Source organism: Pseudoxanthomonas sp. CF125 (genome assembly GCF_900104085.1).
Taxonomy (GTDB): Bacteria; Pseudomonadota; Gammaproteobacteria; order Xanthomonadales; family Xanthomonadaceae; genus Pseudoxanthomonas_A.
This window is the reverse complement of record NZ_FNLD01000001.1, coordinates 647,112-669,584: the sequence shown is the minus strand read 5'-3', so window position 1 is coordinate 669,584 and position 22,473 is coordinate 647,112. Positions and strand designations below refer to the sequence as shown.

Annotated in this window: 13 protein-coding genes; 10 read left to right on the top strand and 3 right to left on the bottom strand. The window is 64.0% G+C overall.

All coding sequences use genetic code 11. From position 1 onward, the window contains the following. The first annotated feature begins 61 nt into the window (after positions 1-61). The 8 genes from BLR66_RS02965 (at position 62) to BLR66_RS02930 (ending at position 15,155) form a co-directional block, all read left to right on the top strand. Entirely contained in the window at positions 62-2,671 is a 2,610-nt protein-coding gene (locus BLR66_RS02965; protein ID WP_255402372.1) for a beta-mannosidase, read from the top strand. A 95-nt stretch (positions 2,672-2,766) separates the two neighbouring features. Next, on the top strand, positions 2,767-5,394 hold the full coding sequence (locus BLR66_RS02960; RefSeq protein ID WP_093284231.1) for a glycoside hydrolase family 3 protein: 2,628 nt from the start codon (positions 2,767-2,769) through the stop codon (positions 5,392-5,394). An 83-nt stretch (positions 5,395-5,477) separates the two neighbouring features. Next, on the top strand, positions 5,478-6,929 hold the full coding sequence (locus tag BLR66_RS02955) for a glycoside hydrolase family 125 protein (RefSeq protein WP_093280136.1): 1,452 nt from the start codon (positions 5,478-5,480) through the stop codon (positions 6,927-6,929). A 49-nt stretch (positions 6,930-6,978) separates the two neighbouring features. Then, positions 6,979-9,321 carry a GH92 family glycosyl hydrolase gene (locus BLR66_RS02950; protein ID WP_093280135.1) on the top strand — a complete coding sequence of 781 codons (2,343 nt, stop codon included), beginning with the start codon at positions 6,979-6,981 and terminating at the stop codon, positions 9,319-9,321. A gap of 73 nt (positions 9,322-9,394) precedes the next feature. After that, on the top strand, positions 9,395-11,227 hold the full coding sequence (locus BLR66_RS02945; RefSeq protein ID WP_093280134.1) for a glycoside hydrolase family 35 protein: 1,833 nt from the start codon (positions 9,395-9,397) through the stop codon (positions 11,225-11,227). Between the two features lie 94 nt (positions 11,228-11,321). Beyond that, a complete protein-coding gene (locus tag BLR66_RS02940) occupies positions 11,322-12,704 on the top strand; it encodes an alpha-L-fucosidase (protein WP_093280133.1) in 1,383 nt (460 codons plus the stop codon). A 68-nt stretch (positions 12,705-12,772) separates the two neighbouring features. Then, positions 12,773-13,870, top strand: coding sequence for a sialidase family protein (locus tag BLR66_RS02935; protein ID WP_255402371.1), 1,098 nt, complete (start codon positions 12,773-12,775; stop codon positions 13,868-13,870). 289 nt (positions 13,871-14,159) lie between these two features. Then, positions 14,160-15,155 (top strand): carbohydrate kinase family protein, encoded by a 996-nt coding sequence (locus tag BLR66_RS02930; protein WP_093280131.1) that lies wholly within the window; start codon positions 14,160-14,162, stop codon positions 15,153-15,155. 39 nt (positions 15,156-15,194) lie between these two features. On the opposite strand, the gene BLR66_RS02925 is transcribed toward BLR66_RS02930, so the two are convergent. Further along, on the bottom strand, positions 15,195-15,989 hold the full coding sequence (locus BLR66_RS02925) for a copper homeostasis protein CutC (protein WP_343123911.1): 795 nt from the start codon (positions 15,987-15,989) through the stop codon (positions 15,195-15,197). A 191-nt stretch (positions 15,990-16,180) separates the two neighbouring features. On the opposite strand from BLR66_RS02925, the gene BLR66_RS02920 reads away from it, so the two are divergent. Beyond that, positions 16,181-17,626, top strand: coding sequence for an alpha-L-fucosidase (locus tag BLR66_RS02920; RefSeq protein WP_093280129.1), 1,446 nt, complete (start codon positions 16,181-16,183; stop codon positions 17,624-17,626). Positions 17,627-17,934: 308 nt separating this feature from the next. On the opposite strand, the gene BLR66_RS02915 is transcribed toward BLR66_RS02920, so the two are convergent. Next, positions 17,935-18,324: a DUF4124 domain-containing protein gene (locus tag BLR66_RS02915; protein WP_143014533.1), complete on the bottom strand. Its 390-nt coding sequence runs from the start codon at positions 18,322-18,324 to the stop codon at positions 17,935-17,937. Between the two features lie 595 nt (positions 18,325-18,919). Between BLR66_RS02915 and BLR66_RS02910 the strand changes: the two genes are divergently transcribed. Further along, positions 18,920-19,990: an SAM-dependent methyltransferase gene (locus tag BLR66_RS02910; RefSeq protein ID WP_093280127.1), complete on the top strand. Its 1,071-nt coding sequence runs from the start codon at positions 18,920-18,922 to the stop codon at positions 19,988-19,990. On the opposite strand, the gene ligD is transcribed toward BLR66_RS02910, so the two are convergent. Beyond that, the gene (ligD, locus tag BLR66_RS02905; RefSeq protein ID WP_093280126.1) at positions 19,972-22,473 is read right to left on the bottom strand and encodes a DNA ligase D; all 2,502 of its coding nucleotides are present in this window, start codon (positions 22,471-22,473) and stop codon (positions 19,972-19,974) included. The two genes, BLR66_RS02910 and ligD, sit on opposite strands and share 19 nt — an antisense overlap.

The following is a 22,473-nucleotide window of genomic DNA, read 5'->3' as shown; positions in this document are numbered from 1 at the left end:
GCTACACCCTCGTTTTCGCCGTCTGTCGTACCTGCTCGCGTTGCTGTGCCTGGCCCTGGCGATGCCGGCTTGGGCCGCGCCGCCCACTTCGCTGAATCTCGACGAGGGTTGGCAGATCCGGCTGGTGCCGGGACAGGCGTTAACGAAGGAACATCCGCAAGCCGCAGTATGGCTGCCGGCGCGGGTACCAGGCACGGTGCAAACCGATCTGATCGCCGCCGGGGTGGTGCCCGATCCGTTCGTGGGCAGCAATGAAGGCGCGATCCAATGGGTCGGCCTGAGCGACTGGCAATACCGCAGCCGTTTCAACGTCGATGCGGCGACATTGAAGCGCGGACACGTCGAACTGGTGTTCGACGGACTGGACACGCTGGCCGAAGTCCGCCTCAACGGCAAGCCATTACTGGACGCGGACAACATGTTCCGGCGCTGGCGCGTGGATGCCAGGCCGCTGCTCAAGCGCGGCGAGAACGTACTTGAAGTGACCTTGCTCTCGCCGATCAAGAAGATCCAGCCGTGGCTGGCGCAACAGCCGTATGCCCTGCCCGGCGGCTACGACTCTGCCTTTGGCGACGAACCGAAGGCGCGGCTGAGCTCAACTTATGTGCGCAAGGCGCCTTACCATTTTGGCTGGGATTGGGGCCCGCGTATCGTCACTGCCGGCATCTGGAAGAACGTGCGTCTGGAAGTCTGGGACGCAGTGCGCGTGGAAAGTCTGCACATCGCCCAACAGCGGGTGGACGCGCAGGCGGCGCAGCTTGAAGCGCAGATCGAATTGGAGGCCAACGCCAGCGGGCCGGTGCAGGTCGTACTGGAAGTGCGTGGCCCGGACGGCGCCACGGTGGCGCGGATCGAGCGCGATGCGGTGGTCGATCGCGGACACAACCGCATCGACTTGCCGTTGCGTATCGCCGATCCCAAGCGTTGGTTCCCCTTCGGCTATGGCGCCCAGGATCGCTATACCTTCGCCGCAACGCTGCGCGACCCCGGTGGCGACCTGCATGCGGTCCAGCGCACGACCGGCTTGCGCACCGTCGAGCTGCGCCGCGAAAAGGACCAGTGGGGCAAGAGCATGGAGTTCGTGATCAACGGAATCCCGATCTTCGCCAAGGGCGCCAATCTGATCCCGCTGGACAGCTTCCCTACCCGCGTCGATGAGACACGCATGCGCCGTACGCTGCTCGATGCACGCGAGGCCAACATGAACATGCTGCGCATGTGGGGCGGCGGCCACTACCAGGACGACCGCTTCTACGAGCTCGCCGACGAACTGGGCATCATGATCTGGCAGGATTTCATGTTCGGAGGCGGTATCCCGCCCTACGACGTGGAGTTCCGCGAGAACACCCGGCAGGAGGCGATCGAACAGGTCAAACGACTGCGCGATCATCCCAGCATCGTGATGTGGTGCGGCAATAACGAGGTGCAGACCGGTTGGGACCACTGGGGCGACCGGGTCAAGTTCAAGCAATCGATCGATCCCGAGGAACGTAGCCGCATCGAGCGCGGCATGACCACGCTGTTCGGTACCGTGTTCCGCGAAGTGGTCGCCGTGCACGATCCGGACGTGCCGTACTGGGCGACTTCGCCCGGTACCGATTTCGATGGCGCCGCGGACGTAAGCGACGACGGCGACATGCACTACTGGCAGGTCTGGGGCGGCGAAGCCAAACCGGCCGAGGCCTACCTGGATGTCGAAACCCGCTTCCTGTCCGAGTACGGCCTGCAATCGTTCCCTGACATGCGCACTATCCGCGCCTTCGCCGGCAAGCAGGACATGGATCCGGAATCGCCGGTGATGCGCGCGCACCAGAAGTTCGACAGCGGCAACGGCAACCAGCGCCTGCTCCTTTACATCCGCCGCGAGTTCGGCGAACCGAAGGACTTCGAAAGCTTCGTCTATCTGAGCCAGCTGATGCAGGCCGAGGGCATCGGCTTGGCCGCCTCGTACCTGCGAGCATCGCGTCCGCGGACGATGGGTTCGCTTTACTGGCAACTCAATGACGTGTGGCCGGGCGCATCGTGGTCCAGTGTGGACTACTACGGACGCTGGAAAGCGTTGAACTACCATGCCCGCCGCTTCTACGCACCGGAGCTGGCTGCCGCGCTGCGCAAGGACGGCAAGACGACGCTTTCTCTGGTTTCCGACCGCACCGCACCGCTCGCCGCGCGCTGGCGGCTGCGCGTAATGGATTTCGACGGGAAGGAACTGAGCCGCCGCGAGAAGACAGCGACGCTGCCGCCACTGAGCAGCACCCGCATCGGCCAGTTCAGCGATGCGCATCTGCTCGGCCGCGCCGATCGCAAACGGAGCTTTGCGGTGTTCGAACTGCTCGATGGCGAGCGCGTACTGTCGCGCCAACTGGTGTTCTTCGATGCCGCCAGGCATCTCGCGCTGCCTGCCGCACAGGTCCGCAGCGAATGGAAGGCCGACGGCGATGGCTTCGCGCTGACCTTGTCCAGCGACGGGTTGGCGCGTGATGTCTGGCTGTCGTTCGGCGATCAGGACGTGCATGTCTCGGATAACGCTTTCGATTTGCTGCCGGGCGAAGCGCTGACGGTGCATGTACGCAGCGCCTCGACATTGGAAACGCTGCAGGCGTCGCTGCAGATCCGCGACCTCGCCGCGACGCTCGCTGGTGCGCCGGCTGAACCTGCGGAGGCGAAATGACGAGTAATTCGTCATCCCCGCGCAGGCGGGGACCCAACGACTTCGGGCTCGGGAAGAACAAAAGGCACTGGCTCCCAACCTGCGCAGGGGTGACGATGCTGGCCGCCCTGCTTGCCATGGCATCCGCTCCCCTCCGCGCCGACGAAGCCGAGGACCGCGCGGCCGCACTAGTGGCGAAGATGACGCGCGAGGAAAAAATCGCCCAGACGATGAACGCCGCTCCGGCGATTCCGCGTTTGCGCGTGCCGGCCTACGAATGGTGGAACGAAGGCCTGCATGGTGTCGCCCGCAGCGGCCACGCCACGGTATTCCCGCAAGCGATCGGGCTGGCGGCGACTTGGAACACCAGGCTGCTCGAGCAAGTCGGCACCGTGACCTCCACCGAAGCGCGCGCCAAGTTCAACATCGCCGGCGGCCCTGGCAACGGCCATAAGCGTTACGAAGGCCTGACCATCTGGTCGCCGAACATCAATATCTTCCGTGACCCACGCTGGGGCCGCGGCATGGAGACCTACGGCGAGGATCCCTACCTCACCGGACAACTGGCGGTCGGCTTCATTCGCGGCCTGCAGGGCGACGACCCGCAGCACCCGCGCACGATCGCCACGCCCAAGCACCTGGCCGTGCATAGCGGTCCGGAACCCGGCCGCCACGGCTTCGACGTGGATGTCTCGCCGCACGACCTGGAGGCCACCTATCTGCCCGCGTTCCGCGCTGCGCTGGTCGAAGGCGGCGCCGGCGCGGTGATGTGCGCCTACAACTCGCTGCACGGTACGCCCGCCTGCGCCGCCGACTGGCTAATCAATGGCCGCTTGCGCAAGGACTGGGGGTTCAAGGGCTTCGTGGTGTCCGACTGCGATGCGCTGTACGACATGACCTGGTTCCACTACTTTCGCGCCGACGAAGCCGGCTCGGCCGCTGCCGCCTTGAAGGCCGGGCACGATCTCAACTGCGGCAATACCTATCGCACGCTGGGCCAGGCGCTGGATCGTGGCGAAGCCAACGAGGCGCAGCTGGACCAGTCGCTGGTACGCCTGTTCGCCGCACGCTACCGCTTGGGCGAATTGGAACGACCGCGACGGGATCCTTACGCACGGCTGGGCGCCGACGATATCGGCACGCCAGCCAACCGCAAGCTGGCACTGGAGGCGGCGCTGCAGTCGCTGGTGCTGCTGAAGAACCGGAACGCGATTTTGCCGTTGAAGCCAGAAACCCGGTTGGCGGTGATCGGTCCCAATGCCGACGCCCTCGCCGCGCTGGAAGCCAACTACCAAGGCACTTCGGTCGATCCGGTGACGCCTTTGATGGGGTTGCGACAACGCTTCGGTCAGCAGCGCGTGAGCTATGCCCAAGGCGCGCCGCTATCGGCCGGAGTGCCGGTGATGATTCCGGAAACCGCATTGCGCAACGACGGAAAAGCGGGCCTGAAGGGCGAGTACTTCGACAATCCCGACTTGGCCGGCAAACCACGGGTGGTACGCCAGGATCGTGTGGTGAGTTTCAACTGGGACCAGGTGGCGCCTGCTCCCGGCGTGGACAAGGATCGCTATTCGGTGCGCTGGACCGGAGAGCTGCTGCCGCCCGGCCCCGGCGACTACACCTTGGCGGTACGCGTGGCGCGCTGTTTCGCCTGCACCCGGCACGACCCTGTGCGCCTGTACGTGGACGACAAGCTGGTGATCGCCGGCAACGCCGAAGACAAGCGCATCGCCGCCGGCATGCACAACGCCGATGGCCGCAACGTCGAAGCGCAACTGCATTTCGAAGACGCGCAGCCGCGGCGCATCCGGCTGGAGATCGAACACCAGGGCGAGGATCAAGGATTGCGCCTGGAATGGCTGGCACCGGCGGAGGCGCAACTGGCCGAGGCCGAACGCATCGTGGCGCAGGCCGATGCGGTGGTGGCTTTTGTCGGCCTGTCGCCGGATGTGGAGGGCGAGGAACTGAAGGTCGACGTGCTCGGATTCGACGGCGGCGACCGCAATGCGATCGCTCTTCCAGCGATGCAGCAGACGCTGCTGGAACGCGCAAAGGCCGACGGTAAGCCGCTGATCGTGGTCTTGATGAGCGGCAGCGCGGTGGCGCTGAACTGGGCGCAGCAACACGCCGACGCGATTCTCGCCGCGTGGTATCCCGGCCAATCCGGCGGCACCGCCATCGCGCAGGTGCTGGCCGGCGATTTCAATCCCGGCGGCCGGTTGCCGGTGACCTTCTACCGCTCGACCAAGGATCTGCCGGCCTATGTCAGCTATGACATGAAGGGCCGCACGTACCGCTATTTCACCGGCACGCCGCTATATCCCTTCGGCCACGGTTTGAGCTACGCCACCTTCGCCTACGACGCGCCTCGGCTGTCGACGCCGACACTGAAGGCTGGCGAGCCGCTGCGCGCAAGCGTGCGGGTGCGAAACAGCGGCGAGCGCACTGGCGACGAGGTGGTGCAGATCTATCTCGAGCGTGTCCATTCAGAACCGCCGCAACGGCTTCAATCGCCGATCCGCAGCCTGGTCGGCTTCAAACGGGTGACGCTGCAACCGGGCGAATCGCGTGAAGTGAGCTTCGAATTGGACGCACGCAAGCTCAGCGACGTCGATAGCGCCGGCCAACGCGCGGTCGAGGCCGGCGACTACCGCGTATTCGTCGGCGGCGGCCAGCCCGGCACCGGCGCACCGGGTGGCGAAGCGGCGTTTTCGATCCAGGGCCGGATGCCGCTACCCAAGTGAACAGCATCCTCTTGTAGAGCCTAGCTTGCCCGGCTCTACAAAATAGAAGCGCACAGCAACACGACAGAACAGGAGATTCCGACATGCCCACCCGCCGCGACATCCTCCAGTTCCTCGGCGCTGGCGCCAGCGCGAGCCTGCTGGCCGGTGCGCTGCCCGCCTTCGCCGCGGCCACGCCTGCTGCGAAAGGCGGCGCCTTTGTGAGCAGGCGGCCGCCGAAGGGCGAACGCCGCTTCGTCAGCGCCGCGGTGGAACGCCAACTGGCCCGTATCAAGGCACAGATAAGCGATCCAGAACTGGCTTGGCTGTTCGAGAACTGCTATCCGAACACGCTCGACACCACCGTGCAGACCGGCACCCGCGACGGCAAGCCCGATACCTTCGTCATCACCGGCGACATCGAAGCGATGTGGCTGCGCGATTCTTCCGCACAGGTGCATCCTTATATCCCGCTGGCGAAACAAGACCCGACATTGCGGCGGATGCTGCATGGTTTGATCCGGCGCCAGTCGCGCTGCATCCGGCTGGACCCCTACGCCAACGCCTTCCTGCCCGACGGCGCGACCCAGCGCTTGAAGTGGTCGCTCGATGACGTTACCGAGATGAAGCCCGGCGTGGGGGAACGCAAATGGGAAGTCGATTCGCTGTGCTATCCGATCCGGTTGGCGCACGAATACTGGCGCGCCACCGGCGATACCGCGCCGTTCGATGACGGCTGGCGCGAAGCGATGCGCATCGTGCTGCGCACCTTCCGCGAGCAGCAGCGCCTGCACGACCGTGGCCCTTACACATTCCAGCGGCCCTCGACGCTTGCCACCGAAACTCTGGTGCTGGGAGGCTACGGCCAGCCGACCCGTCCCAACGGCATGATCCACTCGATGTTCCGGCCGTCCGACGACGCCTGCGTGTATCCGCTGTTCGTACCGGCCAATCTGTTCGCGGTAACGGTGCTGCGGCAGTTGGCGGAGATGTCCCGGACGATCCACCACGATCGTGACTTCGCCTCCGATTGCCGCGCACTCGCCGATCAAGTGGAAAAGGCGACGCGCCAGCACGGCATGATGCGCGACGCCGACGGCCAGTCATTCTGGGCCTACGAGGTGGACGGTTACGGCAACCAGTTGTTCATCGACGACGCCAACGCGCCCGGCCTGTTGAGCCTGGCCTATCTGGGCTGCTGCGAGCGCGACGAGCCGGTGTTCCAACGTTCCCGCCAGTTGGCCTGGAGCGAGCGCAATCCCTACTTCTGCCGCGGCCGCGCCGCCGAGGGCGTCGGCAGCCCGCATAGCGGCCTGCGCACGATCTGGCCGATGGCGATCATGCAGTACGCACTGGCCAGCGACGACGATGCGCAGATCCGCCAGTGTCTGCACTGGCTCAAGACCACCCATGCCGATACCGGTTTCATGCACGAGGCCTTCGATCAGGACGATCCGGCGAAATTCACCCGCGATTGGTTCGCGTGGGCAAACACCCTGTTTGGAGAACTGATCGTCGATCTGGCGCAACGCAAGCCGCATTTGTTGAGCGGCTGACGCAACACCAGTAACCGGAACATATCCAATGCACCATGGAGAACACCCAATGACAACCCGACGCGGATTCCTGCAGAGCGCCATAGCACTGGCCTTGTTCGGCGGCAGCGGGTTGTCCGGCTTCGCGTTCGCCCGCGCCGGCCACTATGCGCTGCCTGCCGACGCCCGTGTGCAAGCGGACCTGACCCGCCACGTCGATGTCTTTATCGGCACCGGCGGCCACGGCCACACCTTTCCCGGCGCCACGCTGCCGTTCGGCATGGTGCAACTCAGCCCGGACACCTACAACGCGGTCTGGGATGCGTGCAGCGGCTATCACGAGTCCGACGGCTCGATCATGGGCTTCTCGCATACCCATCTGTCCGGCACCGGCATCGGCGACATGCTCGATTTCCTGGTCGTGCCGCGAACCGGCGAGGTCAGATTGCAGCCCGGTCCGCCAGATTCGCCGGAAACCGGCTACCGCTCGCGCTTCGACCACGCTGACGAGGCCGCCTCCCCTGGCTACTACCGGGTGCTGCTGAAGGACACCGGCATCCATGCCGAACTGACCGCCACCGCGCGCGCCGGCCTGCATCGCTATCACTTCCCCAAGGGCCGGGCCGGTCATCTGCTGCTCGATCTGTCGCACGGCTTCCAGGACAACGCCTCCACTCCGACGCGAGTCACCGACGCGCAGTTGCGCATCGTCGATGAAAGCACCGTCACTGGCGGCCGTCGCGTCCATCAATGGGCGAAGGGCCGCTACCTCTTCTTCGCGATGCGTCTGTCGCGCCCGTTCGCGCAGGCGCGCTTGTACAGCGACGACCAGCCGCTGGCCGAAGAGGTGCGCCAGATCTATGGCACCCGGCTGAAGGCCGCCCTGCACTTCCCCGATGTCGACGCTGCGCCGCTGCTGGTCAAAGTCGGCATCTCCGCGGTCAGCGCCGAGAACGCCTTGGCGAACCTCGATGCCGAAGTGGAGGACTTCGATTTCGCCCGTGTGCACGCCGAGGCAGTCGCTGCCTGGGAGAAGGAGCTGGCGCGGGTGCGCATCGATACCGACGACGACGCGCAGCGGCGCATCTTCTACACCGGCCTGTACCACTCGCTGCTCGCACCGACGCTGTTCAGCGATGTGGATGGGCGTTACCGCGGCATGGATCTGCAGGTGCACGCGCTGCCCGAGGGCTGCCGCAATTACAGCACCTACTCGCTATGGGACACCTATCGCGCGCTGCATCCGCTGCTGACCCTGGTGCAACCCGAGCGCGTTCCCCATCTGATCCAGGGCCTGGTGCGCGGCGCGGCGGAATGCCCGGACGGCGTCGGTATCTGGCCGCTGCAAGGCGTCGAGACCGGCACCATGATCGGCTACCACTCGGCAGTGGCGTTGGCCGAAGCCCACGCCAAGGGCTTCGATGGCATCGACTACGCCGCGGCCTGGCCGTTGTTCCGCAAGCGCGCGATGGACGACGACTTCCATGGATTGCCCTATTACCGACGGCTCGGCTACATCCCCAGCGACAGGGTCAGCGAAGCGGCCAGCCGCACCCTGGAATACGCCTACGACGATTGGGCCTGCGCGCATCTGGCACGCGCGGCAGGCGCCGAGGACGATTACCGCGCCCTTGTGGCCCGCTCGCGCAACTACACCAACCTGTTTAACCGCGACAGCGGCTTCATCCAGCCGCGGTTGGAGGACGGCAGCTGGGCCTCACCGTTCGATCCGCGCGCCCTTGGCCACATGGAGCGTTGGCACGACTTCACCGAATCCAACGCCTGGCAGGCCACTTTCCTCAACCAGCACGACCTGTACGGCTATATGGAGCAGTTCGGTGGCCGCGACGGCTTCGTGCGCAAGCTCGATGAACTGTTCAGTACCAGCTCCGAGCTGCCGGCCGGCGCGCCGCCGGACATCGACGGCATGGTCGGCCAGTACGCGCACGGCAACGAGCCCAGTCACCACGTCGCCTACCTCTACGCTTATGCCGGGCAACCGTGGAAGACCCAGGCCATGGTGCGGCGATTGCTCCGCGAGCAGTACCGCGATGCCCGCGACGGTCTGTCCGGCAACGAGGATTGTGGGCAGATGAGCGCATGGTTCGTACTCAGCGCACTGGGCTTCTATCCGGTCGATCCGGTCAGCGGCAATTACGTGATCGGCAGTCCCCTGTTCCACCGCGCCGAACTGGATGTCGGCGGCGGCCGCGTGCTGCACATCGTCGCCCGTCGCAACAGCGCAAAGAATATCTACGTGCAACGCCTGCGCTGGAACGGAAAACCATATACGCGCAGTTGGCTGCGCCACGCAGATCTGGCCGCAGGCGGCACTCTGGAATTCGAAATGGGGCCTGAGCCCAATCGGGATTTCGGCAGTCGCCAGGGAGATTTGCCGCCGTCGTTTGTTTGAAGCTGGGAATTGGGAATTGGGAATCGCCAGAGCAACCAGTTCGTCATTAATGCAACACATTAAAGAGACCCACATGCTGCGCAACCTCATCGCATCACTCGTCATGACGCTCGCGCTGACGGCACCGGCCACAGGCATCGCTGCAGACATCTGGCCCGTGTTTTCCACCGAAGCCACCCATTTCAGCCGCGATGGCAAGCCCTACCAGATCGTCTCCGGCGCGATCCATTTCCAGCGCATACCGCGCGAGTACTGGAAGGACCGCCTGCAGAAGGCTCGCGCGCTCGGCTTGAACACGGTGGAGACCTACGTATTCTGGAATCTGGTGGAACCGCAGCGCGGCGAGTTCGATTTCCACGGCGACAACGACGTCGCCGCGTTCGTACGCGAGGCCGCAGCGCAGGGCCTGAACGTAATCCTGCGCCCGGGTCCTTATGTCTGCGCAGAATGGGAAGCCGGCGGCTATCCGGCCTGGCTGTTCGCCGAGCCGGGCATGCGCGCGCGCAGCCGCGACCCGCGCTTCCTCGCCGCCAGCGATGCGTACCTGAAGGCAGTGGCCGACCAGGTGCGCCCTCTGCTAAACGGCAACGGCGGCCCGATCATCGCGGTACAGGTCGAGAACGAATACGGCTCCTACGACGACGACCGCGCCTATATGCGGGCCAACCGCGACTTGTTCGTGCAGGCTGGCTTCGACAAGGCGCTGCTGTTCACTTCCGACGGCGCCGACATGCTCGCAAACGGTACGCTGCCAGACACGCTGGCCGTGGTGAACTTCGCCCCGGGCGAAGCCAAGAGTGCATTCGGGAAACTGGAGAAGTTCCAACCGGGCCGGCCGCGCATGGTCGGCGAATACTGGGCGGGCTGGTTCGACCATTGGGGCAAGCCGCATGCCAATACCAACGCCAAGCAGCAGGCCGAAGAACTGGAATGGATGCTGCGGCAGGGCCATTCGGTGAACCTGTACATGTTCATCGGCGGCACCAGCTTCGGCTTCATGAACGGCGCCAACTTCCAGGGCAACCCCAGCGACCATTACGCGCCGCAGACCACCAGCTATGACTATGACGCCGCGTTGGACGAGGCCGGACGGCCAACGCCGAAGTTCGCGCTGTTCCGCGACGCCATCGCACGCGCGACAGGGGTGCGGCCGCCGCCGTTGCCAACGCCGATACGCTTCGCCGCGTTGCCGGAGGTTGCGTTAGGCGAATCCGCTTCGCTCTGGGACAACCTCCCCGCGCCGGTTGCCGGTGAGACTCCACTGCCGATGGAGGTCCATGGCCAGGACTACGGCTACATCCTCTACCGCACCACCATTACCGGCCCGCGCAAGGGCGAGTTGTACCTGGGCGAGGTGCGCGATTACGCACGCGTCTACCTCGACCGCAAGCCGATCGGCAGCGTCGAGCGCCGCCTGCAGCAAGTATCGCTTGCGCTGGACGTGCCAGCCGGAAAACACACCCTGGATGTGCTGGTGGAAAACAGCGGACGCATCAATTACGGCCCGCGCTTGGCCGATGGCCGTGCCGGACTGGTCGATCCGGTGTTGCTGGATGGCGAACGGCTGCTGGGCTGGCAGACGTTTCCGTTGCCGATGCGTTCGCCCGACACGCTGCGTGGCTGGACCACGGCCAAGGTGGAAGGCCCGGCCTTCCATCGCGGCACACTGCGCATCGCCGCCCCGGCCGACGTCTGGCTGGACTTGGCTGCTTTCGGCAAGGGCTTCGCCTGGGCCAACGGTCGCAACCTGGGCCGCCACTGGAACATCGGCCCCCAGCGCACGCTGTATTTTCCGGCGCCGTGGCAACGTCAAGGCGACAACCAGGTGGTGGTGTTCGATCTGGACAGCATCGATGCGGCAAGCATTCGCGGTTCGCCGGAGCCGCTATGGAGCGCCGCCGACTGAGCACCTGCCTGCGTCTTTCCATTCGCCTTTTCTTGCCTATTTCCTGATTCGTTCGTGCCAACGGCCGCTCCTTCGACCATAAGGTATTTCTCCGATGACCCGCTCTTTCCGCTCCCCGATCCGCCGACTGGCCGCGCTCTGCCTGTCCCTCCTCGCCCTGCCGCTGGCCGCCGCGCAGAACTTTTCCGAGGTGCGTCCATCGCCGCAGCAAGTGGCCTGGCAAGATATGGAATTCGGCGTGATCGTCCACTTCAACCCCAACACCTGGCTGGATCAGGAATGGGGCGACGGCACCGCCAATCCGTCGGTGTTCAATCCCGATCAAGTCGATCCCGGGCAATGGGCGCGCGCTGCCAAAGCGGCCGGCGCGAAGTACTTGATTCTGGTTGCCAAGCACCATGACGGCTTCGCGCTCTGGCCCACCGGACAAAGCAAATACTCGGTCAAGAACAGTCCATGGCTGGGAGGTAAAGGCGACCTGGTCAGAATGACCAGCGATGCGGTCAGCAAGGAAGGCATGGGCTTCGGCATCTACCTGTCGCCTTGGGACCGGCACGAACCCAAGTACGCCGACGCCAAGGCCTACGACAGGTTCTATACGGCGCAGTTGGTGGAACTGGCGCTTCACTACGGACCGATCACCGAATGGTGGCTGGACGGCGCCGGCAGCGCCGGCCACGTCTACAATTTCGACAAATACATCGAGGAGCTGCGCACCTACCAGCCGAACGCGATGGTGTTCGCCGATACGGCGCTGTTCGAGTACGGCGACATCCGCTGGGTCGGCAACGAAGATGGCTTCATCGTGGGCGAGAACTGGAATGTGATCGACCGTCACGGCTTCCTGCGCTGGCGGCCGGTGGAAGTGGATACGCCGCTGCATCGCTTCCAGTGGTTCTGGCATCCCAACAGCGATCAGACTCTCAAGAGCGTGGACGAGCTGGTGGAGATCTGGGAGAAGAGCGTGGGCTTGGGCGGACAGCTGGTGCTGGGTATCGCTCCTGATACCCGCGGCCTGCTGCCGGACGCCGACGTGCAGCGTCTGCGCGAACTGGGCGAAGCGGTCCAGGCACTGTACGGACCGGCCAAGAACCTCGTATCGGGCAACCTGAAAAGCGCAGGTACCGCCACCGCGGCCGCCGATGGCGATCGCGACACCTTCTGGAGCGCGCCGGAAGGCTCGCACCACGCGACTCTGGAACTCAACTTCAAGCAGCCGGTGACGTTCGACAGCGCCATGAGCATGGAATGGATCAACGCCGGCCAGCGCGTGCAGAAATACGCGGTGGAGGCGTGGCAGGACGGTAGATGGGTGCGGCTGGCGCAGGCGCAGGCGATCGGACGGATGAAGATCGATCGTTTCGCTCCGGTCACTACCTCGCGTGTACGCCTGAACATCCTGTCCAGTTCCGATCCGGTGCGTATCCGCGAATTCCAACTGTTCAACACCGGCAGAGGCGCCGCCGGGAAACAGTGAACGCACGACGGCACTCCTCCATGCATCTTCAACGCATCAACGCCCTCGCCTTTCTGCTGCCCGTCACTATGGCCATGGCATCGTGCGGTACCCAGCCCGCGCCGTCGCTCTCGCCCTCGCCAATCGTGCTGGAGGAATTCATCGCCACGCAGCCGCCGACGCCGCAAAGCCATGCTTCCACTCTGGTCGAAAGCCGCGACGGGACTCTGCTTGCCGCGTGGTTCGGCGGCGCGCATGAAGGCGCAGCCGATGTGGGCATCTGGCTCGCCCGCCGCGGTGCCGAAGGCTGGCTACCGCCGCGACGCGTGGCCGACGGCATGCAGAACAACGGCGGACCGCAGCCGGCATGGAACCCGGTGCTGTTCCAACCCATGCAAGGCCCCTTGCAGCTGTACTACAAGGCCGGTCCGAATCCGCGACAATGGTGGGGAATGCTCACCGTGTCCTCCGACGACGGCGTGCACTGGTCGACACCCAGGCGCCTGCCCGATGGCATCCTGGGCCCGGTAAAGAACAAGCCGCTACAGCTGCCCAGCGGCCGCATTCTCGCCCCAGGCAGCAGCGAGGACGAAGCCGGCGGCTGGCGCGCGCATATCGAAACCAGCGACGACAACGGCCTGCACTGGCAGCGTAGCGCAGCGCTCAACAATCCAGCGCATATCGGCGCCATCCAGCCCAGCCTGCTTCGCCACCACGACGGCTGCCTGCAGGCGCTCGGGCGCAGCAAACAGAATCGGGTGTTCAGCGTCTTCTCCGGCGACGACGGCGCCAGCTGGGGAGCGATGACCCTGCTGGATATCGAAAACCCCAACTCCGGCACCGATGCGGTGATGCTGCGCGATGGCCGTGCGCTGTTGGTCTACAACCCGGCTCCGGCTGGCAAGGACTGGTGGGAAGGACGCGGCGTATTGGCAGTGGCGCTATCGGACGATGGCGTGCGCTGGCGGCGTACGCTGACGCTGGAAGACAGTCCCAAGGACGAGTTCTCCTATCCTGCAGTCATCCAGACCCGCGACGGACTGGTGCACATCACCTACACATGGAAGCGGCGGCGCATCAAGCATGTGGTGCTGGATCCACGCCTGCTGTCTTCCGCGGAGCTGGGTACCGATGTACGTAGCGGCGTGTCAGACGGACCTGCCTGTCGGGTCGGATCAGCCAGATGACCGCAGCTCAGCCACGTATGGTCTGTTTGGCCGATGACGTGCGTCACAGATACGCAGCGCATAAGCGCGGTGGACGGTGCGATACGGCTTGCAGGCATGTCCGGTTTACCTCACGATACGATGGTTGGATCGATCCAAATAAGATGGATTACGCCTTGAAAATACTGTGCAGAGTCGCGTTACCACGATCGCCGGTGATCGCATCCATGCGGCTGAAAGAAAAAGAACCAGAAAGGATCCGCATGCGCCGCCCCGCAACCGGGACTACCCAACAAGCGGCTGCCGATCGATGAGTGCAGCCAACAACACTATCCTCTGCTTCGGCGAGGCGCTGATCGATTTTCTCGCCAGCGAACCTGTCGAGGGCGAAGCCCGCACGTTCCGTCAGTTCGCCGGCGGCGCTCCAGCCAATGCGGCGGTCGCGGTGGCGAAGTTGGGCGGTCGCTGCGAGTTCGTCGGCATGCTGGGCCACGACATGTTCGGCGACTTCCTGCTGCACAGCCTGCACGAGGCCGGCGCCGGCGTACGTTACGTGCGCCGTACCGCCGCTGCACAGACAGCGCTGGCCTTCGTGTCGCTGGATGCGCACGGCGAACGCAGCTTCAGCTTCTACCGCCCGCCAGCAGCCGATCTGCTGTTCCGCGACGCGGATTTCGATGCAGACTGCTTCGCCGCAGCCAGTGTGTTCCATGTCTGCAGCAACAGCTTGACCGATACCGACATCGCCGCGGCGACGTTGTCGGGCATGGCCCGCGCGCGCTCCGCGGGCGCGCTGGTCAGTCTCGATCTCAACCTGCGCCCTGCACTGTGGCCGGAGGCGGCGCCGGCGCTGCCTGTGCTGTGGCACGCGCTCGAGGCCGCCGATCTGGTCAAGTTGGCGCGCGAAGAACTCGAATACCTAAAGGAAGGCCGCTACACCGACGCCGACATCGTCGCCCGTCTGCTGCACAGCGCTCGGCTGGTGCTGGTCACCGACGGCGCCGCGCCGATGCGCTGGTTCGCGCGTGGACGCAGCGGCGAACTGCCGACGATCGAAGTCAAGGCGGTCGACACCACTGCCGCCGGCGACGCCTTCATCGGTGGACTGCTATCGCAGCTGCAACGCAAAGGGGTCGATACGCGCACGTTCGATGCGTTCCTCGCCCAATCGAACGAACTTGAACACTGCCTGCGCTACGCTTCGGCCTGCGGCGCGCTGGCGGTGACCCGGCATGGCGCCTTCGCCGCATTGCCAACGCACGCCGAGGCGGTCGCACTGCTGGGTGCTTACGAGGTGGAAGCCTAGAATGAAGCCGGCCACGCCGCAGCCGTTACCCGGCGATGCTCATGCGCCCTTTGCAGCATCATGCAACGCCTCGACGAGGCGACGGACTTCGGCGGCATCGCTGCGTGTTTCGCCGCCGGCCATGCCCAATGCGTCCGTCGGCGCGAATTTCATCCGCGAAGGCAGAGCACGCTTAGCCGAGGCATGGAATTCGCGCGCGCCGGTCGCGGCCATGAGCGCGGCGATGTTGCCGGCATCGATGCCCGCGCCCGGCATGATCTCGATGCGGCCGGCGGCTTGTTCGATCAGTCGCCGCAGGTTGCCCCTGCCTTCCATCGCGCTGGCCGCACCGCCGGAACTGAGCACGCGCTTGAAGCCTAGTCCGATGACGGCTTCAAGCGCTGCCGCCGGGTCCCGACAGACATCGATGGCACGGTGGAAAGTGAGATCGAGCCGACCGGCGGCGGAGACCAGTTCCCGACAACGCGCTATGTCGACATCGCCCTCCGTGGTCAGCGCGCCGACCACCACGCCGTCGCAACCGGCGGCAGCGCAATGCGCGATGTCGGCGAGCATGGTCGCATGCTCCTCATCCGCGTACGCGAAATCGCCGGCGCGGGGCCGCACCAGTACGTGCATCGGGATGGATAGCTTTTCGCGCACCAGCGCAATCTGCGCCGGCGATGGAGTCAAACCGCCGAGTTCCAGCGCCGCGCACAGTTCGATGCGAGAAGCGCCGCCTTGTTGCGCGGCCTGCGCCGAAGCCAGCGAATTGGCGGCTATCTCAAGAATGGGTTCCCTGCTCATCGGCGCAGTCTTCGGTGCGGGCGGACCATCGGCTTGGGATGTTTCCATTCGTGCCGGGTCCTTGTCCCGGTTCGGCTTGTGATGAGGTGCGCGGCCATTGCCAACATCATTCCCTCGCGAAGAAGGGACACGTTAGCACTGCTTCTTCCGCCGGACCAGAGAACAAATCCAATGCCGGAATGTCCGGCGACCCATCGCGTCAAAAAAGCGCAAAACAAAAACCACTTCGGGAGCAATGTATGAAATCGCTACGACTCGCATTGGCCGCGCTGCTGTGCGCAACGCCCCTGTTCGCCGCGCATGCCGAAAGCCACGGCGACTACGTGCCGGAAACCGATCCGCTGGTGCTGCGCAAGCTAGAGCAATGGCAGGACTGGAAGTTCGGCTTCATGATGCACTGGGGCCCGTACAGCCAATGGGGCGTGGTCGAATCGTGGTCGATCTGCTCCGAGGACGTGGACTGGTGCAAGCGTCCCGAAGGCGAGGCTTATGTCGATTACGTCAAGCGTTACGAACAATTGCCGACCACGTTCAACCCGGTCAAGTTCGACCCCGGGCAGTGGGCAAGCATCGCCAAGGACGCCGGCACGAAATATGTGGTGTTCACCACCAAGCACCACGACGGTTTCGCCATGTTCGACACACGGCAGAGCGATTACAGGATCACCGCAGCCGACGTTCCGTTCCACACCAACCCGCGCGCCAACATCACCAAAGAAGTATTCGACGCCTTCCGTGCCCAGAACTTCGGCATCGGCGCCTACTTCTCGAAACCCGACTGGCATAGCGACGACTACTGGTCGCCGAAGTGGGCCACGCCCAACCGGCATAACAACTACGACACCCGCAAGCACCCGGATATCTGGAAACGCTTCGTCGATTTCACCCATGCGCAGGTCGGCGAACTGACTTCCCAGTACGGCCCTGTCGATATCCTGTGGCTGGACGGCGGCTGGGTGCGCCCGACTGACACCATGGACGGCATCGCCGAAGGCAATGCCGGCGTACCGTGGCCTCAGGACGTGGACATGCCGGGAATGGCTGCAATGGCCCGCAAGAACCAGCCTGGTCTGATCGTCGTAGACCGCGCAGTGGGCGGGCGCTACGAAAACTATCGCACACCGGAGCAGAAAATCCCCGATCAACCGCTGCCGTATCCGTGGGAAACCTGCATGACCCTCGGCGAATCCTGGTCGTACGCGCCGAACGACAAGTACAAATCCGCACGCAGCGTGGTGCAGATGCTGGTCGATGTGGTCGCCAAGGGCGGCAACTACCTGCTCAACGTCGGCCCCGACGCCAATGGTGAACTTCCTCCGGTTGCGGTGCAGCGCCTGCATGAAATCGGCGCATGGATGAAGGTCAATGGCGAGGCGATCTACGCCAGCCGATCCGTCGCGCCCTACCGAGATGGCAAGTTCCGTTACACGCGGCTGAAGGATGGCACCGTTTACGCGTTCTACCTTCCCGATGCCAATGAAACCAAGTTGCCGACGACGCTACGCATTCCTGGCCCCGCGCCTGCCGCCGGCACGGAAGTGAAGCTGCTAGGGAGCGATGCGCAGCTGGCGTGGCATCGCGATGGGAACACTACCGTGGTCCAGATTCCGGCATCGTTGCGCAAACAGACGGCCAATGCCTATGCCTGGGCTTTCCGTCTGCCCGACGCGGCGCCTTCCAACTGAGCGGCGGCGCGGCAGTCGCCTATGACGTGCCCTTCCGCCGCTCCCGGATCGGTTTCTCCATACGAATACCTGTGTGGCGAGGCGGCGGCTTACAACGAGAAGAACTCGGGGCCACAAAACGAAAGGCTCGAGAGCTTAAAGCGCATGGCCTAGCCTGATAAGGCGGGGTTTCTGTCGATTCCAGCGCACTGACTGTTGGCTAAGAGCTGCATGCGTTGAGCTTGTCGCTGCGAGGCTTCGGCCAAGAAGCCTCGCAGCAGGTTGGCCATGCCTGACCAAGGCATATAGCCCCATGCAAATTCCGACCGCTATTTGCACGCCTCATGGACGGCATCGTCGAGTTTGCGAAGCAAGTCGAACGTACGTTTCAAGCCCACCGAAATCAATTTGGCCTCGCGGCGCGCTTTGGCGGCCTTGCAACGGCGTTCGGCGGCGCTGATTGAGGAAATCGTCCTGACGCCGGAGCGCGACGGTCCGGAGTTCGCCACGGGTCGCCTGCCTTTAGGTTGGCGCGGGTCCAATGCCACTGCGGACGGCTCCGGCTCCGGCGCGGCTTCCCACTGCTTCACCAGGGCTTGGGTTCCATCGCAAGGTGCGGATTGATAGCTCACGTCCCTGCCCTTGGCGCATTTGTATACATGCTGCGCATACCCGGGCGGGGCGATGAGGAAAATACAAAACACGATAACCGCGCGCATGCCCTGCTCCATCAACTTGTATCGCCTGTCCGTAGGCCTCCTGAATATAGCGCGACGTTGAGCCGTCTCGAATGGGGCTTGTCGACTGCCTCTGTGGGGCGTGTACCCCTAATATGGGTAGGTGAAATCCTAAGCAGGATGCGGAATGGATCCCCGTCACGCTTGAGGCGCCGGGCGCCGGACCAGGAAAGCCGGGTGGACGGGCCTTCGCCGCCCAGCGCTGCCGCATCGGGGGAATGTGAGACGGGATAACCCTTCCATACCCGGGGGTGCGGGCCAATTCACAGATTCACTACCGGCGCTACTGTTAACGTTGAGACCGCTTTGGGGAGCGGCCATGGGGCTATTCAGCTACGACACACTGCGCCTTGCCGGAACCCGCCTGCCGTCCAGCGGAGCCGCTGCATGAAAAAATGCGTGGCCGTCGCTGATCGCGTACGCGATGCGGGCCTCCCCCATCGCGTGACCGGCATTCCACAACAGAGGCGCAAAACGTTGCGCAAGAGGGGCAATGACCACGCCGATCACCGACACATCGCCAGTTTCATCAGTACCGCTTCCCCCGAAGCTTTGATATCCATCCCCTGGAGTACGCATGTCAATAACGACCACCTCACTTGCCGCCGATTCCGATAAAGACAGCCTTGCCACTCGCTTGGCGGAGTCCGGCCGGCTCCCCGACAACCTGCTTCGGATGGGCATCCGCCGCCAATGCGCTCAACGCCTGAAGGACGAACGCAAGGGCGGCACGGACGAAGTGTTCGCGCGTCAGCAGGCTTGGCTGGAAGGTTTGCGCAACAGCGATGCAGTCCAGACGCAGACGACCAATCGCCAGCATCATGAGCTGCCGCCTGAGTTCTTCCAGCTATGCCTGGGCAGGCAGCTCAAATACAGCAGCTGCTATTGGGACGAGTCGACCACCAGCCTGAACATGGCCGAGGAACACATGCTGCGCCTGTACGGCGAGCGCGCGGAGCTGGCCAACGGACAGCGCATCCTGGAACTGGGTTGCGGCTGGGGTTCGCTGACCCTGTGGATGGCCAAGCAGTATCCGGAGTCGAGGATCACCGCGGTCTCGAATTCCAAAATGCAGCGCGAGTACATCGAAGCCCGTTGCCGCGAGCGCGCCATCTTCAACGTGGAAGTGGTCACCGCCGACGTGAACAGCCTGCGCATGCAGGACGAAAGCTACGACCGCGTGGTGTCGGTGGAAATGTTCGAACACATGCGCAATTACCAGGACCTCCTGTCGCGCATCGCCGGTTGGCTGGTGCCGGGCGGCAAGCTGTTCGTGCACCTCTTCTGCCATCGCGAACTGCTGTACCTGTTCGAAGCCAAGGGCGAAGGCAATTGGATGGGCCGGCATTTCTTCACCGGCGGGCTGATGCCGTCGGCCGACACTTTGCTGCACTTCCAGGACAGAATCGCCATCGAACAGCGCTGGCTGCTGTCCGGAACGCATTACGAAAAGACCGCCAACGCCTGGCTGCAGAACCAGGACAACAACCGCGAGCAGGTCATGCGCGTGCTGCAAGGCGTCTACGGCATGGCTGACGCACCGGTGTGGTACCAGCGCTGGCGCATGTTCTGGATGGCGTGCGCGGAATTGTTCGGCTACGACAACGGCAACGAATGGATGGTCGCCCACTACCGTTTCAGGCGCTGACGGCCCGATGGCGCCGGGCCTGCCTGGAATCCGGGCAGATCCTGGCGCAGGTTCTCTATCCCTTCCCAGGGATCGCTGCGCAATTTGCCGGCGCGTTGCAGGGCGCGGGCCATCGTATACATGTCGGGCGCTGTGACCTTGGCCAGTTCCTCCCACCGCAGCGGCATGGCCACGGTCGCGTTTTCGCGAGCGCGCAGCGACCAGGAACAGACGCTGGTCGCGCCACGCGCGTTGCGCAGCCAGTCGATGAAGATCACGCCGTCGCGCTTGGCCTTGCTCATGGTGGCCACGTACTTGTCCGGCGAATGCGCGGCCAGCGCCTCCGCGAAGGCGCCGCAGAAATCCTTGGCCTGGCCCCAGTCGGGACCGGGCGTGATCGGTACGACGACGTGCAGGCCCTTGCCGCCGGATAGGCGCAGGTAACTCCGCAGCCCCGTCTCCTGCAGGCGTTTACGGATATCGCGCGCCGCCGCCTTCACCTTGGCCCAACCGACTCCAGGGCCGGGGTCGAGGTCGAAAACCAGACGATCCGGTTTTTCCGGCGCCGTAGTTTTCGACCCCCACGGATGGAACTCCAAGGTATTCATCTGCACCAGCTCCAGCAATCCAGAAGCATCTTGCAGATACAGATATTCCTCGTTTCCGCTTTTCTGTTTGAGCGTTATGGCCTTGATCGATTTCCCCAATGCCTCGCTATGGTGTTTCTGGAAGAAGCATGTGCCTTGCGCGCCATCGGGACAGCGAACCAAGGACAAAGGGCGCCCCACCAGCTCGGGCAGCAGCCAGCGCGCGACCTGCCGGTAATACGCGGCGACGTCGCCCTTGCTGATCTTCCCCTTCTTGTAGACGATTCGATCGGGATGGGTGATGGTCACTTCGTTGGAATCGGACGGATCCAGATCCTGCATGTTCTTGTCCTCGCGCAAACGTTTGAAGCTGGCTTGCCGCAATAGCCCTTCCTTCGCCCAGCCGCGGAAAGCTACTTCGGCGATGAGTACGGGTTTTACCCATCTCACGCTATGGGCGGAGAACGGCACGTGGCTCGGCAGTTCCACGCTTGCGGTATCGGTCCGCAATTTGGCCAGCATGGTTTCCAGCGAATTCAACGTGGAATCGTCGAAGCCGGTCCCCACCCTGCCCGCATAGCGCAAGGCTCCGTTCTCCGGAACCGCCATCAACAACGAACCGAATCCGCTGCGCGATCCCTTGGGCGCGGTATAGCCGACGATCACGAATTCATCGGTGTCTTCGTGTTTGACCTTGGCCCAGGCATGGGAACGCGACTGGCTGTAACCGGAGTCGATGCGCTTGCTTACGATGCCTTCGAATCCCTTGGCCTTGCTGGCTTCGAAAACTTCCTTGCCGTGGCCCAGCACATGTTCGCTATAAGCGATCACGCCGGGCCGCTTGCCGACAAGATCCTTGAGCAGCGACTTGCGATCGGTAAGCGCGGCATGGCTCAAGTCGACGCCGGCAATGCCGGGCATATCGAAGACGACGTAGCGCAAGGGCTGTTTTGAAGTTCCGTCAATGGCACGCTGCAGCGCACTGAAATCGCTACGGCCTTTCCGGTCGATCACCACCAGCTCGCCGTCCAGGCGTACGTCCTTCACCGGCAGCGCTTCCACCGCGTGGGTCACCTCGGGGAAAGTCGCGGTCCAGTCCAGCTTTCCGCGCGAGCGCAGCTTGGCCTTGCCATCGACCAGGTCCGCCATCATCCGGTAGCCGTCCCATTTGATTTCGTGCAACCAGTCGTCGCTGGTTGGCGCGGTTTCACGGCTGCTGGCCAGCTGCGGGGAAAACCCAGCTGGGTAGTCGTCCTCGCGCGCTCCTGGCGTATCCAGGGCACGCTGCTTCCATCTGCCGGATTTCGAAGGCGCACGCCGCTTGGACTGCGCCGTGGCTCTCCTGTTGCTGGTTTTCTTCTGCGGCAGATGAGCGCCCAACAGATCGTCCGCCTCCGCATCGCCGGAATAGTCGTCCTCGCGCTTGATCAGCAGCCACTGCTTCTGTTTGCCACGTATGTTGGTGCGCACCAGTTTCCATGCCCCATTCAGCTTGTCGCCGTGGAGCACGAAATCCAGCTTGCCTGCGGCGATGGCTTCGAGAGGATCGCCTTCGCTGGCCCAGGTGCCGTGGTCGAATACTTGCACGTGCCCTGCCCCGTAATTTCCTTCCGGAATATCGCCTTCGAAGGCGGCATACGCCAACGGATGGTCTTCGACTTCGACAGCGAGCCTTTTCTCGCCTGTGCGCAAGGACGGGCCTTTGGGAACCGCCCAGCTTTTCAGTACGCCGTCGGCCTCCAGCCTGAAATCGTAGTGGCGGGCGGTGGCGTGATGCAGTTGCACCACGAAGATCGGGCGATGCCGTGCGCCGAAAGCGTTCGTTGCGCGTTTTCTGCCAACGGTAGGGACTGCATCCGGGTCCGGTTCGGATGTTTCGCTGAATCGTCGCTTGCGGTTGTAGTCGCGCAGCGACAT

What these genes read in the sequence shown, in the direction of transcription:
- BLR66_RS02935 (WP_255402371.1), top strand. Translation starts at nt 12,773, where the DNA reads ATGGCCATGGCATCGTGCGGTACCCAGCCCGCGCCGTCGCTCTCGCCC.
- BLR66_RS02955 (WP_093280136.1), top strand. Translation starts at nt 5,478, where the DNA reads ATGCCCACCCGCCGCGACATCCTCCAGTTCCTCGGCGCTGGCGCCAGC.
- BLR66_RS02945 (WP_093280134.1), top strand. Translation starts at nt 9,395, where the DNA reads ATGCTGCGCAACCTCATCGCATCACTCGTCATGACGCTCGCGCTGACG.
- BLR66_RS02915 (WP_143014533.1), bottom strand. Translation starts at nt 18,324, where the DNA reads ATGCGCGCGGTTATCGTGTTTTGTATTTTCCTCATCGCCCCGCCCGGG.
- BLR66_RS02930 (WP_093280131.1), top strand. Translation starts at nt 14,160, where the DNA reads ATGAGTGCAGCCAACAACACTATCCTCTGCTTCGGCGAGGCGCTGATC.
- BLR66_RS02925 (WP_343123911.1), bottom strand. Translation starts at nt 15,989, where the DNA reads ATGGAAACATCCCAAGCCGATGGTCCGCCCGCACCGAAGACTGCGCCG.
- BLR66_RS02965 (WP_255402372.1), top strand. Translation starts at nt 62, where the DNA reads ATGCCGGCTTGGGCCGCGCCGCCCACTTCGCTGAATCTCGACGAGGGT.
- BLR66_RS02950 (WP_093280135.1), top strand. Translation starts at nt 6,979, where the DNA reads ATGACAACCCGACGCGGATTCCTGCAGAGCGCCATAGCACTGGCCTTG.
- ligD (WP_093280126.1), bottom strand. Translation starts at nt 22,473, where the DNA reads ATGTCGCTGCGCGACTACAACCGCAAGCGACGATTCAGCGAAACATCC.
- BLR66_RS02960 (WP_093284231.1), top strand. Translation starts at nt 2,767, where the DNA reads ATGCTGGCCGCCCTGCTTGCCATGGCATCCGCTCCCCTCCGCGCCGAC.
- BLR66_RS02940 (WP_093280133.1), top strand. Translation starts at nt 11,322, where the DNA reads ATGACCCGCTCTTTCCGCTCCCCGATCCGCCGACTGGCCGCGCTCTGC.
- BLR66_RS02920 (WP_093280129.1), top strand. Translation starts at nt 16,181, where the DNA reads ATGAAATCGCTACGACTCGCATTGGCCGCGCTGCTGTGCGCAACGCCC.
- BLR66_RS02910 (WP_093280127.1), top strand. Translation starts at nt 18,920, where the DNA reads ATGTCAATAACGACCACCTCACTTGCCGCCGATTCCGATAAAGACAGC.